Source organism: Bradyrhizobium oropedii (assembly GCF_020889685.1).
In the GTDB taxonomy this organism is placed as follows: domain Bacteria; phylum Pseudomonadota; class Alphaproteobacteria; order Rhizobiales; family Xanthobacteraceae; genus Bradyrhizobium; species Bradyrhizobium oropedii.
This window is the reverse complement of the sequence record NZ_JACMYO010000074.1, coordinates 1-19,609: the sequence shown is the minus strand read 5'-3', so window position 1 is coordinate 19,609 and position 19,609 is coordinate 1. Positions and strand designations below refer to the sequence as shown.

The 19,609-nt window shown below is 61.5% G+C and carries 18 protein-coding genes and 1 pseudogene; 11 read left to right on the top strand and 8 right to left on the bottom strand.

From position 1 onward, the window contains the following. Positions 1–40: 40 nt before the first annotated feature. Positions 41–1,390, bottom strand: a complete 1,350-nt coding sequence (locus tag H8A95_RS21220) for an 8-oxoguanine deaminase (RefSeq protein WP_229184853.1) — start codon at positions 1,388–1,390, stop codon at positions 41–43. Positions 1,391–1,514: 124 nt separating this feature from the next. Between H8A95_RS21220 and H8A95_RS21215 the strand changes: the two genes are divergently transcribed. Together H8A95_RS21215 and H8A95_RS21210 are read left to right on the top strand one after the other, a co-directional pair. Next, entirely contained in the window at positions 1,515–2,336 is an 822-nt protein-coding gene (locus H8A95_RS21215; protein WP_229184852.1) for an FAD binding domain-containing protein, read from the top strand. Between the two features lie 13 nt (positions 2,337–2,349). Beyond that, a complete protein-coding gene (locus tag H8A95_RS21210) occupies positions 2,350–5,097 on the top strand; it encodes a molybdopterin-dependent oxidoreductase (protein WP_229184851.1) in 2,748 nt (915 codons plus the stop codon). 26 nt (positions 5,098–5,123) lie between these two features. Here H8A95_RS21210 and pucL read toward each other — a convergent pair whose 3' ends face one another. The 3 genes from pucL to H8A95_RS21195 form a co-directional block, all read right to left on the bottom strand. Further along, positions 5,124–5,966 (bottom strand): factor-independent urate hydroxylase, encoded by an 843-nt coding sequence (gene pucL, locus H8A95_RS21205; RefSeq protein WP_229184850.1) that lies wholly within the window; start codon positions 5,964–5,966, stop codon positions 5,124–5,126. Between the two features lie 147 nt (positions 5,967–6,113). Further along, positions 6,114–6,998 carry a 2-oxo-4-hydroxy-4-carboxy-5-ureidoimidazoline decarboxylase gene (gene uraD, locus H8A95_RS21200; RefSeq protein ID WP_229184849.1) on the bottom strand — a complete coding sequence of 295 codons (885 nt, stop codon included), beginning with the start codon at positions 6,996–6,998 and terminating at the stop codon, positions 6,114–6,116. Between the two features lie 122 nt (positions 6,999–7,120). Next, complete coding sequence (locus tag H8A95_RS21195) at positions 7,121–7,402, bottom strand: hypothetical protein (RefSeq protein ID WP_229184848.1); 282 nt, start codon at positions 7,400–7,402, stop codon at positions 7,121–7,123. Between the two features lie 223 nt (positions 7,403–7,625). Here H8A95_RS21195 and H8A95_RS21190 point away from each other — a divergent pair, with 223 nt between their 5' ends. Continuing rightward, entirely contained in the window at positions 7,626–7,862 is a 237-nt protein-coding gene (locus tag H8A95_RS21190; RefSeq protein ID WP_229184847.1) for a hypothetical protein, read from the top strand. Between the two features lie 205 nt (positions 7,863–8,067). Beyond that, entirely contained in the window at positions 8,068–8,556 is a 489-nt protein-coding gene (locus tag H8A95_RS21185) for a deoxycytidylate deaminase (protein WP_274613339.1), read from the top strand. Positions 8,557–8,589: 33 nt separating this feature from the next. Here the strand turns inward: H8A95_RS21185 and upp (H8A95_RS21180) are convergent, their stop codons facing one another. From upp (H8A95_RS21180) to H8A95_RS21170, 3 genes are read right to left on the bottom strand one after another with little or no spacing between them, the layout of a single operon-like run. Beyond that, positions 8,590–9,219 (bottom strand): uracil phosphoribosyltransferase, encoded by a 630-nt coding sequence (gene upp / locus H8A95_RS21180; protein ID WP_229184846.1) that lies wholly within the window; start codon positions 9,217–9,219, stop codon positions 8,590–8,592. 14 nt (positions 9,220–9,233) lie between these two features. Further along, positions 9,234–10,469 (bottom strand): URC4/urg3 family protein, encoded by a 1,236-nt coding sequence (locus tag H8A95_RS21175; protein ID WP_338027900.1) that lies wholly within the window; start codon positions 10,467–10,469, stop codon positions 9,234–9,236. A 17-nt stretch (positions 10,470–10,486) separates the two neighbouring features. After that, positions 10,487–11,734, bottom strand: coding sequence for a GTP cyclohydrolase II (locus H8A95_RS21170; protein ID WP_229184844.1), 1,248 nt, complete (start codon positions 11,732–11,734; stop codon positions 10,487–10,489). A 322-nt stretch (positions 11,735–12,056) separates the two neighbouring features. On the opposite strand from H8A95_RS21170, the gene upp (H8A95_RS21165) reads away from it, so the two are divergent. After that, positions 12,057–12,692 (top strand): uracil phosphoribosyltransferase, encoded by a 636-nt coding sequence (gene upp, locus H8A95_RS21165; protein ID WP_229184843.1) that lies wholly within the window; start codon positions 12,057–12,059, stop codon positions 12,690–12,692. 78 nt (positions 12,693–12,770) lie between these two features. On the opposite strand, the gene H8A95_RS21160 is transcribed toward upp (H8A95_RS21165), so the two are convergent. Beyond that, entirely contained in the window at positions 12,771–13,082 is a 312-nt protein-coding gene (locus H8A95_RS21160) for a ring-opening amidohydrolase (protein ID WP_420839431.1), read from the bottom strand. On the opposite strand from H8A95_RS21160, the pseudogene H8A95_RS44475 reads away from it, so the two are divergent. The 6 genes and pseudogenes from H8A95_RS44475 to H8A95_RS21135 form a co-directional block, all read left to right on the top strand. Beyond that, positions 13,056–13,121: pseudogene (locus H8A95_RS44475) on the top strand (hypothetical protein); the annotation flags it as partial. The gene H8A95_RS21160 and the pseudogene H8A95_RS44475 sit on opposite strands and share 27 nt — an antisense overlap. Positions 13,122–13,364: 243 nt before the next feature. Further along, a complete protein-coding gene (locus H8A95_RS21155) occupies positions 13,365–14,399 on the top strand; it encodes an ABC transporter ATP-binding protein (RefSeq protein ID WP_229184871.1) in 1,035 nt (344 codons plus the stop codon). 17 nt (positions 14,400–14,416) lie between these two features. Beyond that, positions 14,417–15,709: an ABC transporter substrate-binding protein gene (locus tag H8A95_RS21150; RefSeq protein WP_229184842.1), complete on the top strand. Its 1,293-nt coding sequence runs from the start codon at positions 14,417–14,419 to the stop codon at positions 15,707–15,709. A gap of 66 nt (positions 15,710–15,775) precedes the next feature. Beyond that, a complete protein-coding gene (locus H8A95_RS21145) occupies positions 15,776–16,657 on the top strand; it encodes an ABC transporter permease (RefSeq protein ID WP_229184841.1) in 882 nt (293 codons plus the stop codon). Between the two features lies 1 nt (position 16,658). Continuing rightward, the gene (locus H8A95_RS21140) at positions 16,659–17,537 is read left to right on the top strand and encodes an ABC transporter permease (RefSeq protein WP_229184840.1); all 879 of its coding nucleotides are present in this window, start codon (positions 16,659–16,661) and stop codon (positions 17,535–17,537) included. Positions 17,538–18,381: 844 nt separating this feature from the next. Then, complete coding sequence (locus tag H8A95_RS21135; protein ID WP_229184839.1) at positions 18,382–18,627, top strand: hypothetical protein; 246 nt, start codon at positions 18,382–18,384, stop codon at positions 18,625–18,627. The last annotated feature ends 982 nt before the right edge of the window (positions 18,628–19,609 follow it).

Here is a 19,609-nt window from a genome sequence, read left to right as displayed (position 1 = left end):
GCTAAAGCGCGATGACGATTCGACCCGATCTCATCGCGCTTTAGCCGGCCTGAATGGCGCGGGCAGCGGCGCTGTGCCGGCTCATCAGATCGGCGACGTCGAGCCCGGGAATCGCGCCGTCAATGACGGTCCAGCAGCCGCCGACCATGACGCGGTCGGCACGGTGCGCACCGCACAGCACAAGCGCCGCCAGCGGGTCGCCATGCCCGGAGAAGCGCAGTTCGTCGAGCTTGAAGAGCGCGAGATCGGCCGCCTTGCCGAGCGCGATTTCACCGAGTTCGGGCCGCCCGACGCAGGCTGCGGAGCCCTTGGTGGCCCACCGCAGTGCGTCGATGTGGCTGACGCGATTGACGCCATAACGCGCCCGCTGCACCAGGAAGGCCGCGCGCACCTCCTGCATCAGGTTCGACTCGTCGTTGGAGGCGGAGCCATCGACACCGAGCCCAATTCCGACACCGGCCTCTTCCATTTCGCAGACCGGGCAGCAACCTGAGGCCAGGACCTGGTTGCTGCAGGCGCAATGGCTGACCGTCATCCCGGCTTTGCCAAGCCGCACCATTTCCTCCGAGTCGAAATGGATGCCGTGCGCAAGCCAGGTGCGCGAATTGAGCCAACCGCATTGCTCCAGATAATCCAGCGGGCGACAACGGTACGTCTCCTGACAGAATCTGTTCTCGTCCTCCGTCTCCGCAAGATGGGTGTGCAGACGAACGTCGAGCTTGCCGGCAAGCTCGGCGGTCCGGCGCATCAACGAGGTGGTCACCGAGAACGGCGAACATGGCGCCAGCGCAATCTGCACCATCGCATCCGCGCCGCGCTGGTGGTACCGGGCGACGACCCGCTCGCTGTCGGCCAGGATGGTGTCTTCATCCTGAACCACGCTGTCGGGCGGCAGGCCACCATCGCGCTGCGAGAGGTTCATCGAGCCGCGCGTCAGCAACACGCGCAAGCCCAGCCGTCCGGCCACCTCGACCTCGATGTCGATGGCATGTTCCAGCCCGGCGGGGAACACGTAGTGATGGTCGGTGGTGGTGGTGCAGCCCGACAGCAGCAATTCCGACATCGCCACGGTGACGCCGAGCGCCAAGGCGTCCGGCGTCAGCCGCGCCCACACCGGATAAAGTGCCTGAAGCCAGGGGAAGAGCTCGCGATCGAGCGCAGCCGGAACGGCGCGCGTCAAAGTCTGGTAGAAATGATGATGGGTGTTGATCAGGCCCGGCAGCACGACATGGGCGCCGGCGTCGAAGACCGCTATATCGGCGGTCGCGGCCTCGCGACCGCGGCCGACCAGTTCAACGATTTTGCCATCCTGGACCACGACGCCGCGTTCGGCTCCGTCGGCCAGGATGGAAAGCGGATCCTTGATCCAGATCGGTTGCGTTTGAGCCATGTTTCCAACCATCATCTCCAATTGTCGGCCTGGCCTTCGCTTGCAAGGATCGCCCCACAATTGGCGTCAGTCTTGCAGGAGTCCCTACCCGAACACATAACACGGAGAAAGCGCTGAAATCGCGATGGATTTGAACACGATCAGAGAGGTCGTTCGGCCGCGGACGCGGGCCCAATTGCCCATTTGGACGGCAGGCGATGCGTGGCTTGCGGGCGGCACCTGGCTGTTTTCCGAGCCGCAGACGGATCTCAATCGTCTGATCGACCTGACTGACCTCAAGTGGCCCGCGCTGACCGTTGGTAATGATCGCCTCGGCATCGCGGCGACCTGCACGGTGGCGCAACTCGACAGCTTCGCCTGCCCGCCGGACTGGATCGCGGCTCCCCTGATCGGCCAGTGCTGCCGCGCCTTCCTCGCGTCCTTCAAGATCTGGAAGACTGCGACGGTCGGCGGCAATATCTGCATGTCGCTTCCGGCCGGGCCGATGATCGCACTGGCGTCGGCGCTTGATGGCGTCTGTACGGTATGGCGCGCGGATGGCAGCGAGTACCGGGTCCCGGTCGCCGATTTTGTCACCGGCAATCAGCGGAACGTGCTCACAAACGGCGATCTGTTGCGCCAGATCGATATTCCGCTTGCGGCGCTGCGACGGCGCTCGGTCTTTCGCCAGATATCCCTGACGCCGGTCGGCCGCTCCGCGGCACTCCTCATCGGAAGCGTAGACAGCAACGGCGCGCTGCGGTTGACGATAACGGCTTCCACGGTGCGGCCGGTCCAGCTCTCCTTCGCCGACCTGCCCGGCCCCGAGGCTTTACGCGCAACCATCCTGCAGAAGATTGCGGACGGCATGTACCACGCCGACGTCCATGGCAGGCCGATGTGGCGCAAGCACATGACCTTGCGGCTGGCCGAAGAGATCCGCCGCGAACTCGCGACCGGCCCATGAGCTGCAGACTCACATGAGCATCGACATCAACGGCAAGACCTTTGCAGAGACGCCCCGCCCCGGCCAATGCTTGCGTACATTCCTGCGCGAGCTCGGGCATTTCGGCGTCAAGAAGGGCTGCGACGCCGGCGACTGCGGTGCGTGCACCGTGCTGCTTGACGGCGAACCGGTGCATAGCTGCGTTATCCCGGCATTCCGCGCCGACGGACATGCGGTCACGACCATTGAAGGCCTCGGGTCCGAGACGCGTGCGCATCCGCTGCAGCAAGCCTTTCTGGATGCCCAGGGATTTCAATGCGGCTTCTGCACCGCGGGCATGATCCTGACCGGCGCCTCGTTGAACCAGGCACAGCGTCAGGAGCTCGGCGTCGCCCTGAAGGGCAATATCTGCCGTTGCACCGGCTATCGCGCGATCGAGGATGCGTTCGACGGCAAGACAAATGTCGAGGACGCCGCCGCGGGCAGCGCCTTCGGACGCAGCCTCCCCGCACCGGCCGGCCCGCTCGTGGTAAGCGGGACGGCGCGTTACACCCTCGACATTCAGCTTGACAGATTGCTGCACATCAAGCTGCTGCGCTCGCCGCACCCGCACGCCAGGATCGTCGCGATCGACAAGACGGCGGCACTTGCGGTTCCAGGCGTCCATGCGGTTTTGACCCACGAGGACGCACCGAAACGGCTGTTCTCGACGGCGCAGCACGAAAGGGCGTGGATGGATCCGGATGATACCCGCGTGCTTGACGACATCGTCCGCTTCGTCGGACAGAAGGTCGCCGCTGTCATCGCCGAAAATGAGGCGGCCGCCGAGGAAGGCTGTCGTCGCCTCAAGGTCGACTACGATATCTTGCCAACGGTAACGGATCCGGCGCTGGCAATCACGCCGAGCGCACCAATCATTCACGGCGGCAAGAGCGCCGACATCCACCGCGTCAGCGACGCCTCACGCAATATCGTCGCTGAAACCCATGGCGAATTTGGCGATGTCGCCAGTGCGCTCGCAATCTCGGCCGCGACCTATGAGGGTACGTTCACCACCCAGCGGGTGCAGCACGCAGCGCTGGAAACCCACGGCGGGCTTGCCTGGATCGATACCGGCGGCATCCTCAACGTTCGCTCGAGCACCCAGGTTCCGTTCCTGACCCGGCGATCGCTTGCGCAGATATTCGATCGTCCACTCGACAGCGTCCGCGTGTTTTGCGAACGCGTGGGCGGCGGCTTCGGCGGCAAGCAGGAAATGTTCGTCGAGGATATCCTGGCGCTGGCTGCGATTGCCACGGGCCGGCCGGTCAAGCTCGAGTTCACCCGCGAAGAGCAGTTCATCGCGACGTCGACCCGACATCCGATGCGCGTCACTGTCAGGGCCGGTGCTGATAGCCGAGGCATGCTTACTGCGCTGCAGCTCGACGTGCTCTCGAATACTGGAGCTTATGGCAATCACGCGGGGCCCGTGCTGTTCCACGCCGTCAGCGAATGCATCAGCGTCTACAACTGCCCGAACAAGAAGGTCGACGCGGTCGCCGCCTATACCAACACGGTACCTTCAGGCGCTTTCCGCGGGTATGGCCTGCCGCAGACGCTGTTTGCCGTCGAGGCCGCCATCGACGAACTGGCGAAGCAACTCGGCATTAATCCCTTCGAGATGCGTCGTCGCAATATTGTCAAGCCCGGCGATCCCATGCTGTCGCCACCGCCGTCGGACTACCACGACGTGCGGTACGGCTCCTACGGGCTCGACCAATGCATCGACCTGGTCGAGCGCGCTATATCGGCGGAACGCCCCGACTACGCCCTTTCCGAGGACTGGCTGATTGGCGAGGGCATCGCACTGACCATGATCGACACCGTACCGCCGGCAGGGCATCTCTCCGATTCGAAGATCACGCTCCGCGACGACGGCGGATTCGAGCTGGTGGTAGGAACCACCGAGTTTGGCAACGGCACCAGCACCGTACATCGACAGGTCGCAGCGACGGCGCTGGCGACGACCGTCGATCGCATCAGCCTGCGGCAATCCGATACTGCGCTGGGCGGCCACGACACCGGCGCCTATGGCAGTGCGGGCACCTTTGTCGCCGGGCGAGCGACGCAAGCAGCCGCAGAGAACCTCGCTGACGCGATCAAGATATTTGCATCCGAGCTGAGCAGCGCCAGTGGCGCTTCCTGCGCCCTCGAGAACGAAACCGCGATCTGCGGGGCGGACCGCCGGTCATTCCTCGAACTCGCTCAGGCGGCGAGAGCCAGTGGACGAACGCTTCACGGCAGCGGCAATTCTGCCGGCACGCCGCGTTCGGTCGCATTCAACGTGCAGGGCTTTCGCGTCGCCGTGAACAAGGGCACCGGAGAAGTCCGTATCCTCAAAAGCGTGCAAGCCGCGGATGCCGGTCGCGTCGCCAATCCCATGCAGTGCCGCGGCCAGGTCGAAGGCGGTGTTGCGCAGTCGCTCGGTGCCGCGCTGTATGAGGAACTGGTCATCGACGATGGCGGCAGGGTGATCAACCCGACGTTCCGCGACTATCATCTTCCGTCGTTTGCCGACGTGCCGCGCTCCGAGGTCTATTTCGCCGAGACTTCGGATACGATTGGTCCAATGGGCGCAAAATCGATGAGCGAGAGCCCCTACAATCCGGTCACGGCAGCGCTGGGCAATGCGATTGCGGATGCGACCGGCATCCGTTTCACGAGCACGCCGTTCAAGCCCGACCGCCTGTTTCCAGCACTGCTCGAGAAGTTCGGCCGAGTTCCGGACGGTCCGAGCCAGTAAATCGTCTGAAACCTCAAACCGCGCCCCTATTCCCTGGCCACGGTGCACTCGATCTGGCCGTGTGGCTCGTCGGTCGGCAAGAACACCTGGTTGTTGTTGTCGAGCCCGAACGGGGAGAGATTCATCAAGATGAAGTGCATGTTCGGGCAGGCCATGCTGATCTCGGAGATCTCCGGCACCGCCGCGAGCGCTGCCTCGCCCATCCGATAGAGACTGTCCTGCACGCTCCAGCTATAGGTCGTGGCGAACACCTCCAGCATCGTGTCGAGGATCCTGGCATTGGTGGCGGGATAGTCTGCCGGCTTTCCCGACCATTTCCATGTTGCGACCATGCTGGTCGCGCAGATCCGATCGTTGGTCGGGGGAATCGTCGTGTAGCGATCCTTGACGTAGTTCTCCCAGCCGGATTGCGTTGACTTCATGAAGGCGAAATTGTCGATGCCCGACGAAATCGATATTGGGCCGCCCCGCTCCACGGCGACCTCTACGGTCGGCCTGCCATTGCCGTCGAGCACGAAACTGTGCGGATGCGGCTTGCCGTCGAAGCTCCGCCGCTTCCATCTGGTCTCGTGCGAGCTGACCGACACCGAGGCGACCTGCGGGTAGGTATCGAGATATTTCTGCGCCAGAACCTGACAGAAATCCTCCGGGCTAAGCCCAGTGTTTTCCCGCGCCACGACATTGACGATGTTCTTGATCGTGTCGGTCGACACGGTCAGGGAATTGTCCGCGTGTGTGAAGGTGCGTGCGAACTCGCCTTCCAGCATGGCCTTGATGTCGAGCTGGCTGACTTCATGCCGTTCGCCCTCGCGATGAATTCGCATCACGCGGACCCGGCCCTTACCGTATCGGTTCGTGATCAGCGGCACGTGCTTCTCCAACAGGGTTGGCAATTGGGATGGTTACCTGAGGTCCGAATTATGGAGCAACGTTCATGCCAGCGGCAAGCCGGGACGGCGCTGGTCTCGTCGGAAGGGCCATCCCTGGCGGAATTCTCGCCACTTGTGCCGCGGCTTTCAGCTTCCGCGATAAGTTGCATAGCTCCACGGCGTCACCAGCAGCGGCACATGTAGATGGCCTTCCGGCTCGCTCACCGCGAAACGCAGCGTGATGCGATCGAGAAAGGGAGGATCCGCCAGCGGCACGCCCCGAGCAGCAAAATATTCGCCGACGCCGAATGTGAGTTCGTACGTTCCGATCGGCACGGGACGCCCACCAATGAGCGGCGCATCGGTCCGGCCGTCTGCATTGGTCGTCGTGCGTGCCACCACCCGGTTGACGCCAAGTTCGGCCAGTTCAACCAGCTCGACCGCGACCCCTGCCGCTGGCTTTCCGCTGTTTGTGTCGAGCACGTGGGTCGATAGCCGGCCAGACACCGCAAGGCGATCACCGCCAGTTGCCGATTGGTCCAACCGCAACGCGGCAATCCGGCAAATCTCGTCAATCGAGGTTTGCGTTTCGGTCGCAGGGGCATTCGGCAGACGCCGCGCGAAGTCGCGCAGGATCGAGTCTTTGGTATGCCGACGCACGCAGACGATGTAAGGGAAACCGAATTTGGAGCGATAGGCCGTGTTGACGCGTTCAAACGCCTCATATTCCGCATCAGACAGGCGATCGAGACCGACGCTGTTCTGTTCGGCATTGGACTCCGCGGTCAGCCCCGCGGCACGTTGCGTCTTGCTGGCGAGATCGGGATGCGCATTGATGAGCGCCATCCGCAGCTCCGCCGGAGCTTGATCGACGGCAGCTTTCATAGCCGCGAACAACTCGGCAATGCCGGCGAATGGCCGGTTGCGGGCGGCCTGCTCAGCGATCCAAGGCGAGTGCTCGAAGATGTTGGCAAGCGCGGCGACAAACTCGTCGTGGCTGCAGGCATTCAACTCGGCGAGCGCTTTCGACATCAAACACCCAATTTGAAGGCACTCTTGGCGCCCGACTACCGAATGTTGCGGTCCCTTGCAGCCATCCGCAGGACAAGGAACGCAAGGACCATTCCATGCCTCTCCGCAACGAGAAAGCCCTGCTAACGGCGATCATAGGACCATCCGAATACGCCGCTCCGGCGTACTTCCGGCTCTTCCGCAGATGGCGGCGCTGCCGGAGCCCCCGCCTGTGGAGCAGTCGGCACCGGCAAGTTTTCGCATTTCAGCGAGTAGACCAGCTCGCCCTTCGCGGTACGGCCGATCGGAGCGCAATCGTCCGCCAACGACGTGCCCGGCTTCGAAGCCGGTTTGATTGTCGCCGGCTTGGTCTGCGCCCAGGCGGGCGCCGTCAGCAACAGCAGGACGGCCAGGACCTTTTTCATGAGCGGCTCTCGAACAGGCTTTATTGAAGCTGATCGGGTCGCCAAAGTCCACGGTAACACACGGCCACCAGTGCCGATTATTTAGTCGTGACCAAGAAATTTGCTCGCTACTTCGTGACTCCCCCGCCATCGCGACCGCGCACGTGAAGACATAGCTCAGCGAGTAGACTCGCTGGCCAGCGTATTGGCCTCGAGCCCAAAAATCGGCAAGGGAGAAACGACATTGCCCAGAATTCTGCTTACCGCACTCAGTTGGGTTCTCATCAGCACGGCGTTGGTTCAGTTCGCGACTGCAGCCGAACGTCATCGCATCAAACCGCACCGGAGCGTCACGACGCAGGCCCAGGCCCCGGCGCGCGACCTCGACGCCTACGCGGCCTGGCCACGGGCCACACCTGAAGCATACGAGGGCACGTCGAGCTATTACGGCGGCGGCTATTCTGCGCCAGCCGGGCACTGACCGTTGCAACCGATCGGAAGGGCCGGCCCTCCCGACGGCCGGCCTTTGCCCGAGGCATCAGCCGACTGGCGTCGGTCGGGGCTGGCCGGTGGTTGCCGGGAGATCTGCCGGCCCACGGCGAACTGTACCGGCAGGAGGCGTCAGGACTATTGACTGGCCTTGGCACCTATTTGATGCTGGCGCTACGGTAACGGGGTCGGACGAATTGCGAGACAGCAAATGGGACGAGCGGTTCATGCTTCTGGCGCACCATCTGGCGCACTGGAGCATTGAAAAGGGACGCCGGGTCGGCGCCGTCGTGGTCGGACCCGATCATGAAATACGCTCGACCGGCTACAACAGCTTGCCGCGCGGGGTCAACGATGCGGTGGAAGAGCGACACTCCCGCATCACCGGCGCAAAATACATCTGGAGCTGCCATGCCGAGCAGAATGCCATTTTCAATGCGGCACGCATCGGAATAGCGCTCAAGGGTTGCACGATCTACGTTCCCTGGTTTCCCTGCGTGGAATGCACGAAAGCGATTATTCAATCGGGCATATCGGAGGTCGTTGGTTATGAACCTGACCAGCCCAATTCGAATTGGGCTCAGGATTTTGCGATTGCCGGCACGATGCTGAAGGAAGCAAACGTCGTGGTACGGTTCATACCGAGGCTCGCAGAGCTGCCGGATGTATCCGAAGAAGAGAATTGATCACGTAGCCTTCCGATACGTCACCAGACTTGACTATCGAGTACCGTAGGCACGGTCACCCGCATCGCCAAGGCCCGGCAGGATGAAGGCGTTTTCGTCCAACCCTTCGTCGATCGCCGCAAGCCAGATCGGAACATCCGGGTGAATGCCGCGCATGCGTTCGACCCCTTCGGGCGCGGCGATCAGGCTGACCAGCCGGACGTCATTGGCACCGCGCTCCTTCAACCGATCCACCGCCGCGACAGACAGATTTGCTGTCGCCAGCACCGGGGAAATCACGATTACGAGTCTCTCGTGCAAATCACTCGGGGCCTTGAAAAAATACTCCACGGCCACGAATGTCTCGGGCTCACGATAGAGGCCGATATGGGCGACACGCGCAGTCGGCACGAGGTCAAGCATGCCCTCCGCAAAGGTAACGCCGGCGCGCAACACCGGCGCGAACACCAGCTTCTTTCCTGATATCTCCGGCGATTTCATTTTCGCCAGCGGCGTCTCGATCTCGACATCGGCCAGCGGCAAGTCGCGGGTCACCTCGTAACACAGCAGCATCCCGATCTCCTTGAGGAGTTCGCGAAACGACTTGGTCGAAGTGTCCTTGTTGCGCAACAGGGTCAGCTTGTGCTGCACCAGCGGATGGCTAACGATCGTGACGCCTTCCATGTCGAGTCCCCGCCCTAAAATACCGTGCCGTCGCTGATGATCTTGACCGGAGGCGACGCGTCGGCGCGGCGTTCGCGCGCCAGCCGTCGGCCTGCAGCCCAGGTTCCGCCTTCGAGGATTTTCGCCAGCGGCAATGCCTTTGCGTCGAGCCCCAGGCGCCGGCGCACATTGTCCGCGACGCGGTCGAGCAACGCGACCGTCAGCCCCCGCCACTCCACCACAAGCGGCGACGCGACATCGTGCTCCCGCAACGCATCGCTGTCGTCGCGGAATGTCAGCACGCCGTTGTCGATGAAGAGGCCGCCGTTTCGATACTCGGCAAGGCCGGTCAGCCCGTCGATATCGGTCACGGCAATGCCGGCATTCTGCAGCGGCTCGATCAGCGAATAGGCCAGCCATTGCGAGAGCTTGTGCAACGGCATCAGCTGGCTGGTCACATCATCAGTCGTCAGCATCGGATGTTTCCAGCAATCCCCGAGCGGGACTTCGCCGAGCATCAGCCGCGACGGCCAGATCGGCCCGAGCTCCCTTAGCAGCTCCGACAATATCGTGGCGGCCGGGAGCGTGCGATCGTCGGCCAGCGATGCCAGCCGGTCGAAGAGCCCACCGGGCCGCGGCATATCGAAGCGTCCGAAGACAGCCGGCTTCGAGGCCAGCAGCCGGCCGAGGCTACGCAACAAATGCACCCGGCCTTCAATGCCGACCAGCGAATTGGTGTCCGACACCTGCATGCCGCGGATGAGATCCGTCATGGACAAATTCGCGAGCACATCGGCATCGGCGCGAAGCGGCCGTCGCCGATCCGACGAGAACGCGCCACCGACGAACATCGCGAGGCTTGCCAGTCCCAATCCTTCCGAACGGCCAATGGCCAATCCGGTCACCGGGTCACAGTAACGCCATGATGGCCCCGCGCCGGCGTCCAGAAAGACGCTGACCATGGCCAGATCGAATTCGGCACGAGCCCGTGTCGCGCGATCGGGCCACGCGACCTGGCCGGCCAGGCCCGCCCAGCGATCGACACCATTCACGGAGAAATGCCGCCAGCGCGAATGAAACGGCACGGCGAGCGAGGGATACGTCTCTCGTGTGGTCTGCACCACCAGTTCGGCCGTCGAGTCGATGCGGTCGAGGTGGATGCGGAAACTCGGAAGCCGGTCCTCGAGGCCCATGGTGAGAAGCCGGTGCGCGCGCTCCCGCACTGCCCCGGCACTAAGCAAAGACAGGGCTGCCGACGTCTCGGAACTCACGGAGGACACGGCCGCGCTCAGTACTTGTCGAGCGCACGGCCGACGAAGTCGCGCTGGGTAGGCTCTTCCGGCGAGTAGTAGCCGGCAGCCTTCTTGGCAACGATTTCGACCTGGGCATCCGCCGGGACCAGCTCGTCGGGGATCGGTACGCGCTCGACGATGTCGATGCCCTGGCTCACCAGCGCATCATACTTCATGTCGCTCATGGAGACGAAGCGATCGATGCGCTGCAGTCCGAGCCAGTGCACGACGTCCGGCATCAACTGCTGGAAGCGGGCATCCTGTACGCCCGCAACGCATTCGGTGCGCTCGAAATACTGGGCGGCGGCATCGCCGCCCTCCTGCCGTTTGCGTGCATTGTAGACCAGGAATTTCGTCACCTCTCCGAGGGCGCGACCTTCCTTGCGATTGTAGATGATGATGCCGAGCCCGCCGGTCTGTCCGGCGCGCACGCATTCCTCGATACCGTGCAGCAGATATGGGCGGCAGGTGCAGATATCAGAGCCGAACACGTCGGAGCCGTTACATTCGTCATGCACGCGGCAGGTGATGCTGGTGCGATGGTCCGGCAGCTTGGCGACATCACCGAACAGATAGGCCGTGGTGCCGCCGATCGGAGGCAGGAACACATGGAGGTCGGGTCGCGTCACCAGTTCCGGAAACATGCCGGCCGTCTGCTCGAACAACTGCCTGCGCAGATTGCTTTCAGTCGTGGCGAAGCGCGCTGCGATTCCCGGCAGATACCAGACCGGGTCGATCGCGATCTTGACGACGGAGACGCTTCCCCCTTCGTGAACGACAGCGCCGTCGCGCTTGAGCCGGCCCGCCGATATCGCGGCCTGCAATTCCGGCAAATCGAGGCGGGCGCGGGTGATCGCAATGCTCGGACGGATATCGACGCCCTCGGCGATCTCTTTCGAGAACGCCTCAGCAGCCAGGTGCCCCCACGGATCGAGCGAGACGATCCGGTTCGGATCCGTCCATTGCGGGAATGGCCCGATCGTGGCGGCAGGTTGCGTATTGGTCAGGTCCGGCCGCCGGATCGGATCGAGCGCGCCCGACGAGACCGCCAGCGCGCGATAGATCGAATAAGAGCCGCTGTGGGTGCCGATGACATTGCGCTGCTGCGGGCGTGAGACCGTCCCAATCACCGGCCCGCGTTCGCGCGCCGTGGCTGCCCCCCAATGAATTGGGAATTCAATCTTCGCGCCCGGCGCCGGATGGGACGTGATCCGGATGTGATCGGTTCGATTGGAATGATTCATCGTTACGCACCAACACATGGCGCCTGTCCGCCGGGCAAAAAGTCCGGTTACCGGCAGCCAAAGGATTCTCCAGTATGTCCCAATCGCGGCTGAACACAACGGGCGCATTAGTGGTAAGGTTTACGACGCTATCACGACCCGTGGGGCAGGACCTGCCCCTCTTTTCCAATGCCATGAACGAAGGGGCGATCGGCGGCCGGAAACGGCAAGGTCATCCGTCTATCCTGCGCTGAGCCGCTGGGATCGGTGCCTATATCTCGGGCAAATCGGGCACGCCACTTGCACGCTACTCCGCGCGCGCAACCGCAGATAGGGCGATCCCATGAGCAAAGAAAGCGTGAACCTCGTCAGCCATCCCCTGGTCCAGCACAAGCTCTCGCTGATGCGCGACAAGGATCGCTCCACCAAGGGCTTTCGCGAACTTCTGAACGAGATCGGAATGCTGCTCTGCTATGAGGTCACCCGGGACTTGCCTCTGGAGTGGGTCGACATCGATACGCCGGTCGCCGCAATGAAGGCCCCCAAAATCGCGGGCAAGAAACTCACGCTCGCTCCAATCTTGCGCGCGGGTGTCGGATTTCTCGACGGGATGCTGGCGCTCGTCCCATCAGCGCGCGTTGCGCATATCGGCCTTTACCGGGATCCGCAGACGCTCCAAGCCGTGGAGTATTTCTTCAAGGCGCCGCAGGATGTGTCGGAACGTATCGTGATCCTGCTGGATCCGATGCTAGCGACGGGAAATTCAGCCTGCGCCGCAGTCAGCCTGCTCAAATCGCGAGGCGTTCGAGATATCAGGTTCGTCTGCCTGCTCGCGGCCCCCGAGGGGATCGCCCGATTCCAGAATGAGTGTCCCGACGTGCCGATCTGGACTGCTGCTATCGACGAGAGACTGAATGATCACGGCTATATCGTGCCGGGCCTGGGCGATGCCGGAGACAGAATGTTCGGCACAAGGTAAGTGTGCGCGACATCGCCTTCGTGCTGAAGCCTCCATGAGAAGGGATTGATCCGCGTAACGGCGGGCGAAGCCCAATCCTCAGTCCGATTGATTGTCCGACAGCCTGGCGATCACGGCTACGGGCCCGCCACCGGACGGCCCCTGATGTTCGGCTCCGCCGGAAACATAGACGGCGCCGGTTCCCGACAGACCGCCAATCAATCCGCCGACCGCCGCGCGCGCGTGTCGGGTTGAACTGATGTCCGTATCTTCAAGCATGACGTGACGAAATCCGCGGATGCACCCGCTTGGTGCGGCTTCCGCCTTGGCGAAGATGTTGACGAACTGGCGGGCTGCCGTCGATGGTTTGGAGTCGCGTTCGGTGTGCAGTCCCAGCAAGGCAAGATCGATCCGAGGTCGGCCGTCGCGATATTGGGCAAGACCGAGGCAAATGGTGGCGTCAACGATTTCACGCGCGACTACGCCGTTTCAGTGCTCAGTTCGAATCGTATGCGCTGTTGGTCGCGGTCCCATCGCCCGGCGCCATCGCCGCCTCAATGCGGTCGCCGGATTTGCCGAGTTTTTGTCTCATCTGTCGCATTTTTTGGCACATCTGTTGCATCCCAACCCCGGATAGTACCCCGGGGCGACAAGGTCGCTCAGGGGCTCGGTAGACCATGCGGAATGGTGCGGATGACAACGACGGCGGCGCTCGAACTCGTACAATTGACGAAGATGTATGGCGGCATCACCGCCGTTGACGCCATCAATCTCAAGATTCCCGCCGGCTCCTATTGTTGCCTGCTCGGGCCGTCCGGCTGCGGCAAGACGTCCACACTGCGGATGGTCGCCGGGCACGAGGCCGTCAGTTCAGGCGACATCCTGGTCGGTCCGAAAAATGTGACCAACCTGCCGCCCGCCGATCGAAGCACGGCGATGATGTTCCAGTCTTACGCCCTGTTCCCGCACCTCTCTGTCATCGACAACGTCGGCTTTGCCCTGAAGATGAAAGGCGTTGCCAAGTCGGCACGCCATGCCGAGGCCAGCAAGTTGCTGGAGCTCGTCGATATGCAGCCCTACGCGGCAAGGCTGCCGGGCCAGCTCTCCGGAGGCCAGCAACAGCGCGTGGCCCTCGCGCGCGCGCTGATCACCTCTCCTCAAATTTTGCTGCTGGACGAGCCGCTTTCGGCACTCGATCCGTTCTTGCGGCTGCGGATGCGCGCAGAATTGAAGAAGCTGCAGCGCGACCTTGGGCTGACCTTCATCCATGTGACACATGGCCAGGACGAAGCGATGGCGCTCGCCGATATCGTGGTTCTCATGAATGGCGGCCGGATCGAACAGCAGGGCTCGCCGCGAGACATCTTCAACCACCCCCGAACCGAATTCACGGCGAAGTTCATCGGTGGCCACAACGTCATTGCCCTGAACCATGAGACCTTCGCCGTTCGGGTCGATCGGCTGATGCTGAAACGGCCGACCGAAACCGTCGCCGGCCCATCGGTCACAGGTACGATCAGCGAGGTCGAATACCAGGGAACCTATGTCCGCGTCGTCATTGCCGTCGACGGTGGGCCCGAGATCTCGGCCCAGGTCACGGAGACTGAATTCGACGCAGCCAACTACACCGTCGGCGAGCGCGTTCTTGCCACATGGGACCCGATGCAGGCGAGCCTTCTGAAGACCACCAGTTCAGCAACTATCCGGTCGCCTGAGAAGGCGGCCTGACACCCAGGGAGATCATCATGAGCAAATCCTCGAAATTCGATCGTCTCATCAACCGCCGCACCGTGCTGAAGGGCGCGGCCGGAGCGGTCGGTCTCGCAGCAGGCTCCGGCGCAATCACCGGATTTCCTTATGTCCGTTCAGCCGATGCGAAAGTGCTGCGTTATCTCGGAACGGCCGTGAACGAAGGTGACGAGATCTCGAAGAAATGTCTGGCAGATACCGGGATCAAGATCGAATACATCACGGCAACCACCGACGACGTGACCAAGCGTGTGATCACCCAGCCCAACTCGTTCGACGTGCTGGATACGGAGTATTTCTCGCTGAAGAAGCTTGTACCGTCGGGCAACATCTTTGCGCTCGACGCCAAGAAGATCAAGGAATTCGACAACCTCACGCCGGTGTTCACCAAGGGTCAATTGCCGAACGGCAAGAAGATCGGCGACCAGGGCACCGCGCCCTGGAAGGTGCTCTATCTTGAGGGAGCGAACTCCAAGACCTTCTCCAAGACGCCGACCGAATTCGTGACGCTGATCCCCACGGTCTACAACGCCGACACACTCGGCATCCGGCCCGATCTGATCAAGCGACCGATCTCGTCGTGGACCGAACTGCTCAATCCCGAGTTCAAGGGCAAGGCCTCGATCCTCAACATTCCCTCGATCGGAATCATGGACGCCGCGATGGTGGTCGAAGCCAGCGGCCAGCACACATATGCCGACAAGGGCAACATGACAAAGGCCGAGATTGATCTCACCATGAAGATCATGACGGAGGCCAAGAAGGCCGGTCAGTTCCGCGCCTTCTGGAAGGATTTCAACGAATCCGTCAACCTGATGGCATCGGGCGAAACCGTCATTCAATCGATGTGGTCGCCTGCGGTCACCAAGGTGCGCTCGATGGGGATCGCCTGCACGTTCCAGCCGCTCAAGGAAGGCTATCGCTCCTGGGCGTCGGGGTTCTGTGTATCGAAGGCGGTCTCGGGACCGAAGCTCGACTGGGCTTATGAATTCGTGAACTGGTATCTATCGGGTTGGGCAGGCGCCTATCTCAATCGCCAGGGTTATTATTCGGCCGTGCTCTCTACCGCCGAGGCCAACATGACGGCGGACGAATGGGGCTACTGGATGGAAGGCAAGGCCGCCGTCGGCGACATCAAGGCGCCCGACGGCACGATTCTCGAGAAGGCCGGCGCCACGCGCGATGGAGGATCCTACGACGAACGCATGGGCGCCGTCGCCTGCTGGAACGCGGTGATGGACGAGAACGACTACATGGTGCGCAAGTGGAATGAATTCATAGCTGCTTGATCCGAAGGACTTGCCGGGCCAACGCGTACGGCAAGTCCTTTCGCCATCACTGCGATTGGCCTCTCAATGATTCAAGAACGCAAGACCTTCGTTGCATGGCTTCAGGCCGCACCGATGATGCTCGTTTTCGCGCTGTTCTTCCTGCTGCCGTTACTCTTCGTGACGATCGTCAGCGCGTGGGATTACAACGAATATGAAATGATTCCAGCGTTCAGCCTGCGTGGCTACAGCGATACGTTCGAGGGATGCATTGCAGATCTGCCCAATCTCTGCACGATCCTGAAGACCTATTTGAAGACCCTGAAATTATGCCTGCTGACCTGGGTCCTGACCCTTCTGATCGGGTTTACCGTCGCCTATTTTCTTGCGTTCCACGTCCGGTCGAAAACCTGGCAGATCGTGCTCACCCTGCTTTGCACCATCCCGTTCTGGACGTCGAACGTCATCCGCATGATTGCGTGGATTCCGCTGCTTGGCCGGAACGGTCTGGTCAACAGGGGCCTCGAGGGCGCTGGGTTGATCCACCAACCGCTGGAGTGGCTGCTGTTCTCAGAGTTTTCCGTCGTGCTTGCCCTCCTGCATCTCTTCACGTTCTTCATGGTGGTGCCAATCTTCAACTCGATGATCCGCATCGACAGACGATTGATCGAAGCCGCCTATGATGCCGGCGCGACCGGTTGGCAGACGCTGCTGAACATCATCATTCCCCTGGCAAAGCCCGGAATCGTCATCGGCTCGATCTTCGTGATCACAATCGTGATGGGCGATTTTGTCACGATAGGGGTGATGGGCGGCCAGCAGATTGCATCTGCCGGCAAGATCATCGAGGCGCGCCTGAATGCGCTGCAATTCCCGGCGGCTGCAGCCAATGCAGTCATCCTGCTCGGCATCACGATCCTGATTATTTCGGCGCTGACCCGGATCGTCGATATTCGCAAGGAGCTGTGAGATGGGCGAGAAGCGACCGCGATCCTTCTATCTCCTCGCTGCGTTTTTCACCGCCTACGTCCTGTTTCTCTATGGTCCGATGTTCGCGATCTACATCTTGTCGTTTCAGGGACCCGATGGCGGCCTGACCTTTCCCATGAACGGCGTGTCCCTTGTGTGGTTCGGCAAGGTGTTCTCCGGTTCGGGCATCGTCGACATCGGGGCGGCTTTCAAGCGATCGCTGCAACTCGGCCTCGTCGTCATGGTGTGCACGGTCGTTCTTTCCGTGTCAGCGGGCATGGCCTTCCGCAGATCGTTCCGCGGCGCGACCTTCCTGTTCTATGTTGCGATCGCAAGCCTGATCATGCCGTCGATCATTACCTCGCTCGGCATCGCCCTGGAATTCCGCTTGCTTGACGATTTCATCATCAAGAGCGGGGTCGGAGATTGGACAACGGCCATGGGGCTGTTTACGTCTGGCCTTGGCGCGCATCTGACCTGGACCCTGCCATTTGGCCTGCTGATCATGTTTGCGATCTTCAACAGATTTGACAGCCGGCTCGAAGAGGCAGCACGCGACCTTGGCGCAACGCCTTGGCAGACATTTCGGCACGTCGTGCTGCCGATCATACTGCCGTCGGTCGTCGGTATCGGTCTGTTTGGATTTACCTTGTCCTGGGATGAGCTCGCACGCTCAAGCCAGACCATCGGCTCCGTCAACACACTGCCCCTTGATTTACAGGGCCTGACGACCACCGTCACAAAGCCGGACATTTATGCGCTTGGAACGCTGACGAGTGCAGTTTCCTTTCTCGTCATTTTCCTGGCGCTGGTTGTCATTCTCGTGCTTCAGGCCCGGCAACGACGTCACGGATCGGACGCAGGCAAGGGAATGGTGTAGCGCCGAGCTCGCGCATGCCGACGGTCAACCCGAACAGCGCCCGACGGTGTGTCGGACGACATCTCGTCAACAATGCCAGCGGGCGCCGCGTGGCCATTTTCGCAGGAAATCGCACCAATCGTAGTTTTGCGCGGAAAATCGTGCAAATGGCGGAGGGAGAGAATCTAGAAAAAGAATTGCTCGTCCGCTGCGGCTCAGGTCTTCTCGCTAGGGGAGAACATCCGAATATCCAGGGCTCTCGGTATCACTTAGGCCATGCAAATTAGCCCGAACCGCCAGCCCGGGCAGTTGCTGACCCTAAAGGAATGCGCTTTCAGTCCTGTGAGAGCGATCACTCATAAATCCGGTGATGTCCGCTTCCGAGGGCGAAGCCGACACGGCCCCTCCCGAGGGATCTCGATGTACTGCTTTAGATCACCGACCTCTTTCTCAAGGGCCTCTCGCGGGATGCTTTGAGTCTTGGCCCCCTCAACGAGCCAAGGCGGCGGCCGCACAGCGGTGCCAGGCTTAGCTATCGGACGTTCCAGTTGTGGGCCTGTATCTCCCGGCTTCACCGGCTATCCTGCTTCCATCCTCAGCGGCTTCTATTTTCGCAGTGGCCCGTTTCGCCTTTTGAGCGCATAAACGGGGATGTCCGATTCCCACTACCGAACCTGCCACTGTGGAGCGGTCTATAGCCGAACCGAGGCGATGGCTCCGGGTCGGCAGATCGCCAGCTTCGAGTGCTCGGTCTGCGGGGCGACCATGGAATCGTGGAACACCGCTTGGGTGCCCACCTATAGATTGATTGCTGGCCCCGTCCGCCTTCCGCGACCCACGTAGCAATTCAGCGGATCAGCCATTGATGGCAGAGTCGTTCGGCACTTCATTCACTATCGTTGAGGTGACCTCGGACGGCGTTCCGGAGCCAACGAAGCAGATGTGGCTCGCCTTAGCCAAGCCTAATCAGGCATTGACGCTTGTCCTTGCTGCGGTTCCCGAAGGCTGGACTGCGGAAGTTGTGCCAGCGGTCCTCACTGAAAAGCAGCAGAGGATGTTCGAAGAACTCAACCTCAAACCCGGCGATGTTTACAGGATCGCTCCAGAGTAAGGCATGCTCGGTGGGGCGGGCGACGTCTGCTATTTACTCTAGGCCGAACATGACACAACGTGGTTCCCTTTTCGGCCGCCTCCCTACATAATTCGGCATGGCAAAAATAAAAGTGAACTTCAAACCAGTTCGTAAATCCGAGGGCGACTGGGCTATCATCGCCGAGTACCCGGGCGCAGAAGCGCGAGAGATAACGGGCTTCACGAGCAAGGCCGAAATTGACGATTGGATGAATGGAGAGCGTCGGATCGCTTGGCTCCGATCACAGGGTTATGCGAAATGACTCGATGACCCCTTCAGGCGCGCGTCCGGTGCTTCTGGCGTGCGCTGTAGGTCTGGACTCACTCGTACTAATGCAGCTCCCTCAACCCAAGCGCCATTCTCGCGCGCGGCCGAGACTCTCTCGCGGCAGCAAGGTGCTGAACGCTTGTGACCCGTGGACGATTCCCGCGGCGGTAGCCCAACGTGTCGACCTACAAAGAAGTGTTAAACTCGCTTTCAATTTGGCGGCAGCCTTGAAGTGGGCCGCCAGCGCTATTAGGCGAGTTGGCCATGATCGATGAGTGTAAGGATCCTACGCAAACGGCGGGACCTCGACCAGCGTTCCGATCAATCGCAACAATGCTTGCTGTTCGGGTCCCTTTTGGTCACGCAAGAACTCGCCCAGCTCGATGTGAGATAGCCGGCCACCAGAGGGCGCATTGGGCTGGTGGATGATGAAAGCGTAGCCGTTTGCGGGCTCGCGTGCGACGAACCATGCGTCCCCGTTTGGGCTCCGATAGAGCTCCCGCCGGTCTGGCATTTTTTCCTCCCTGCTGCCTCCGGGCACTGTCTGATGAGCGCTTGCGGGATGCGGAGATCAGTGAAAATACGAAAGCTGATCTTCCGTGACGACGCGCTCAATGTTCTCGGACCTGCACTTGATGCGATATCTTACTCGTCCATCGGACTCGATCGGCATGCACTGTACGATCGTGTAGAT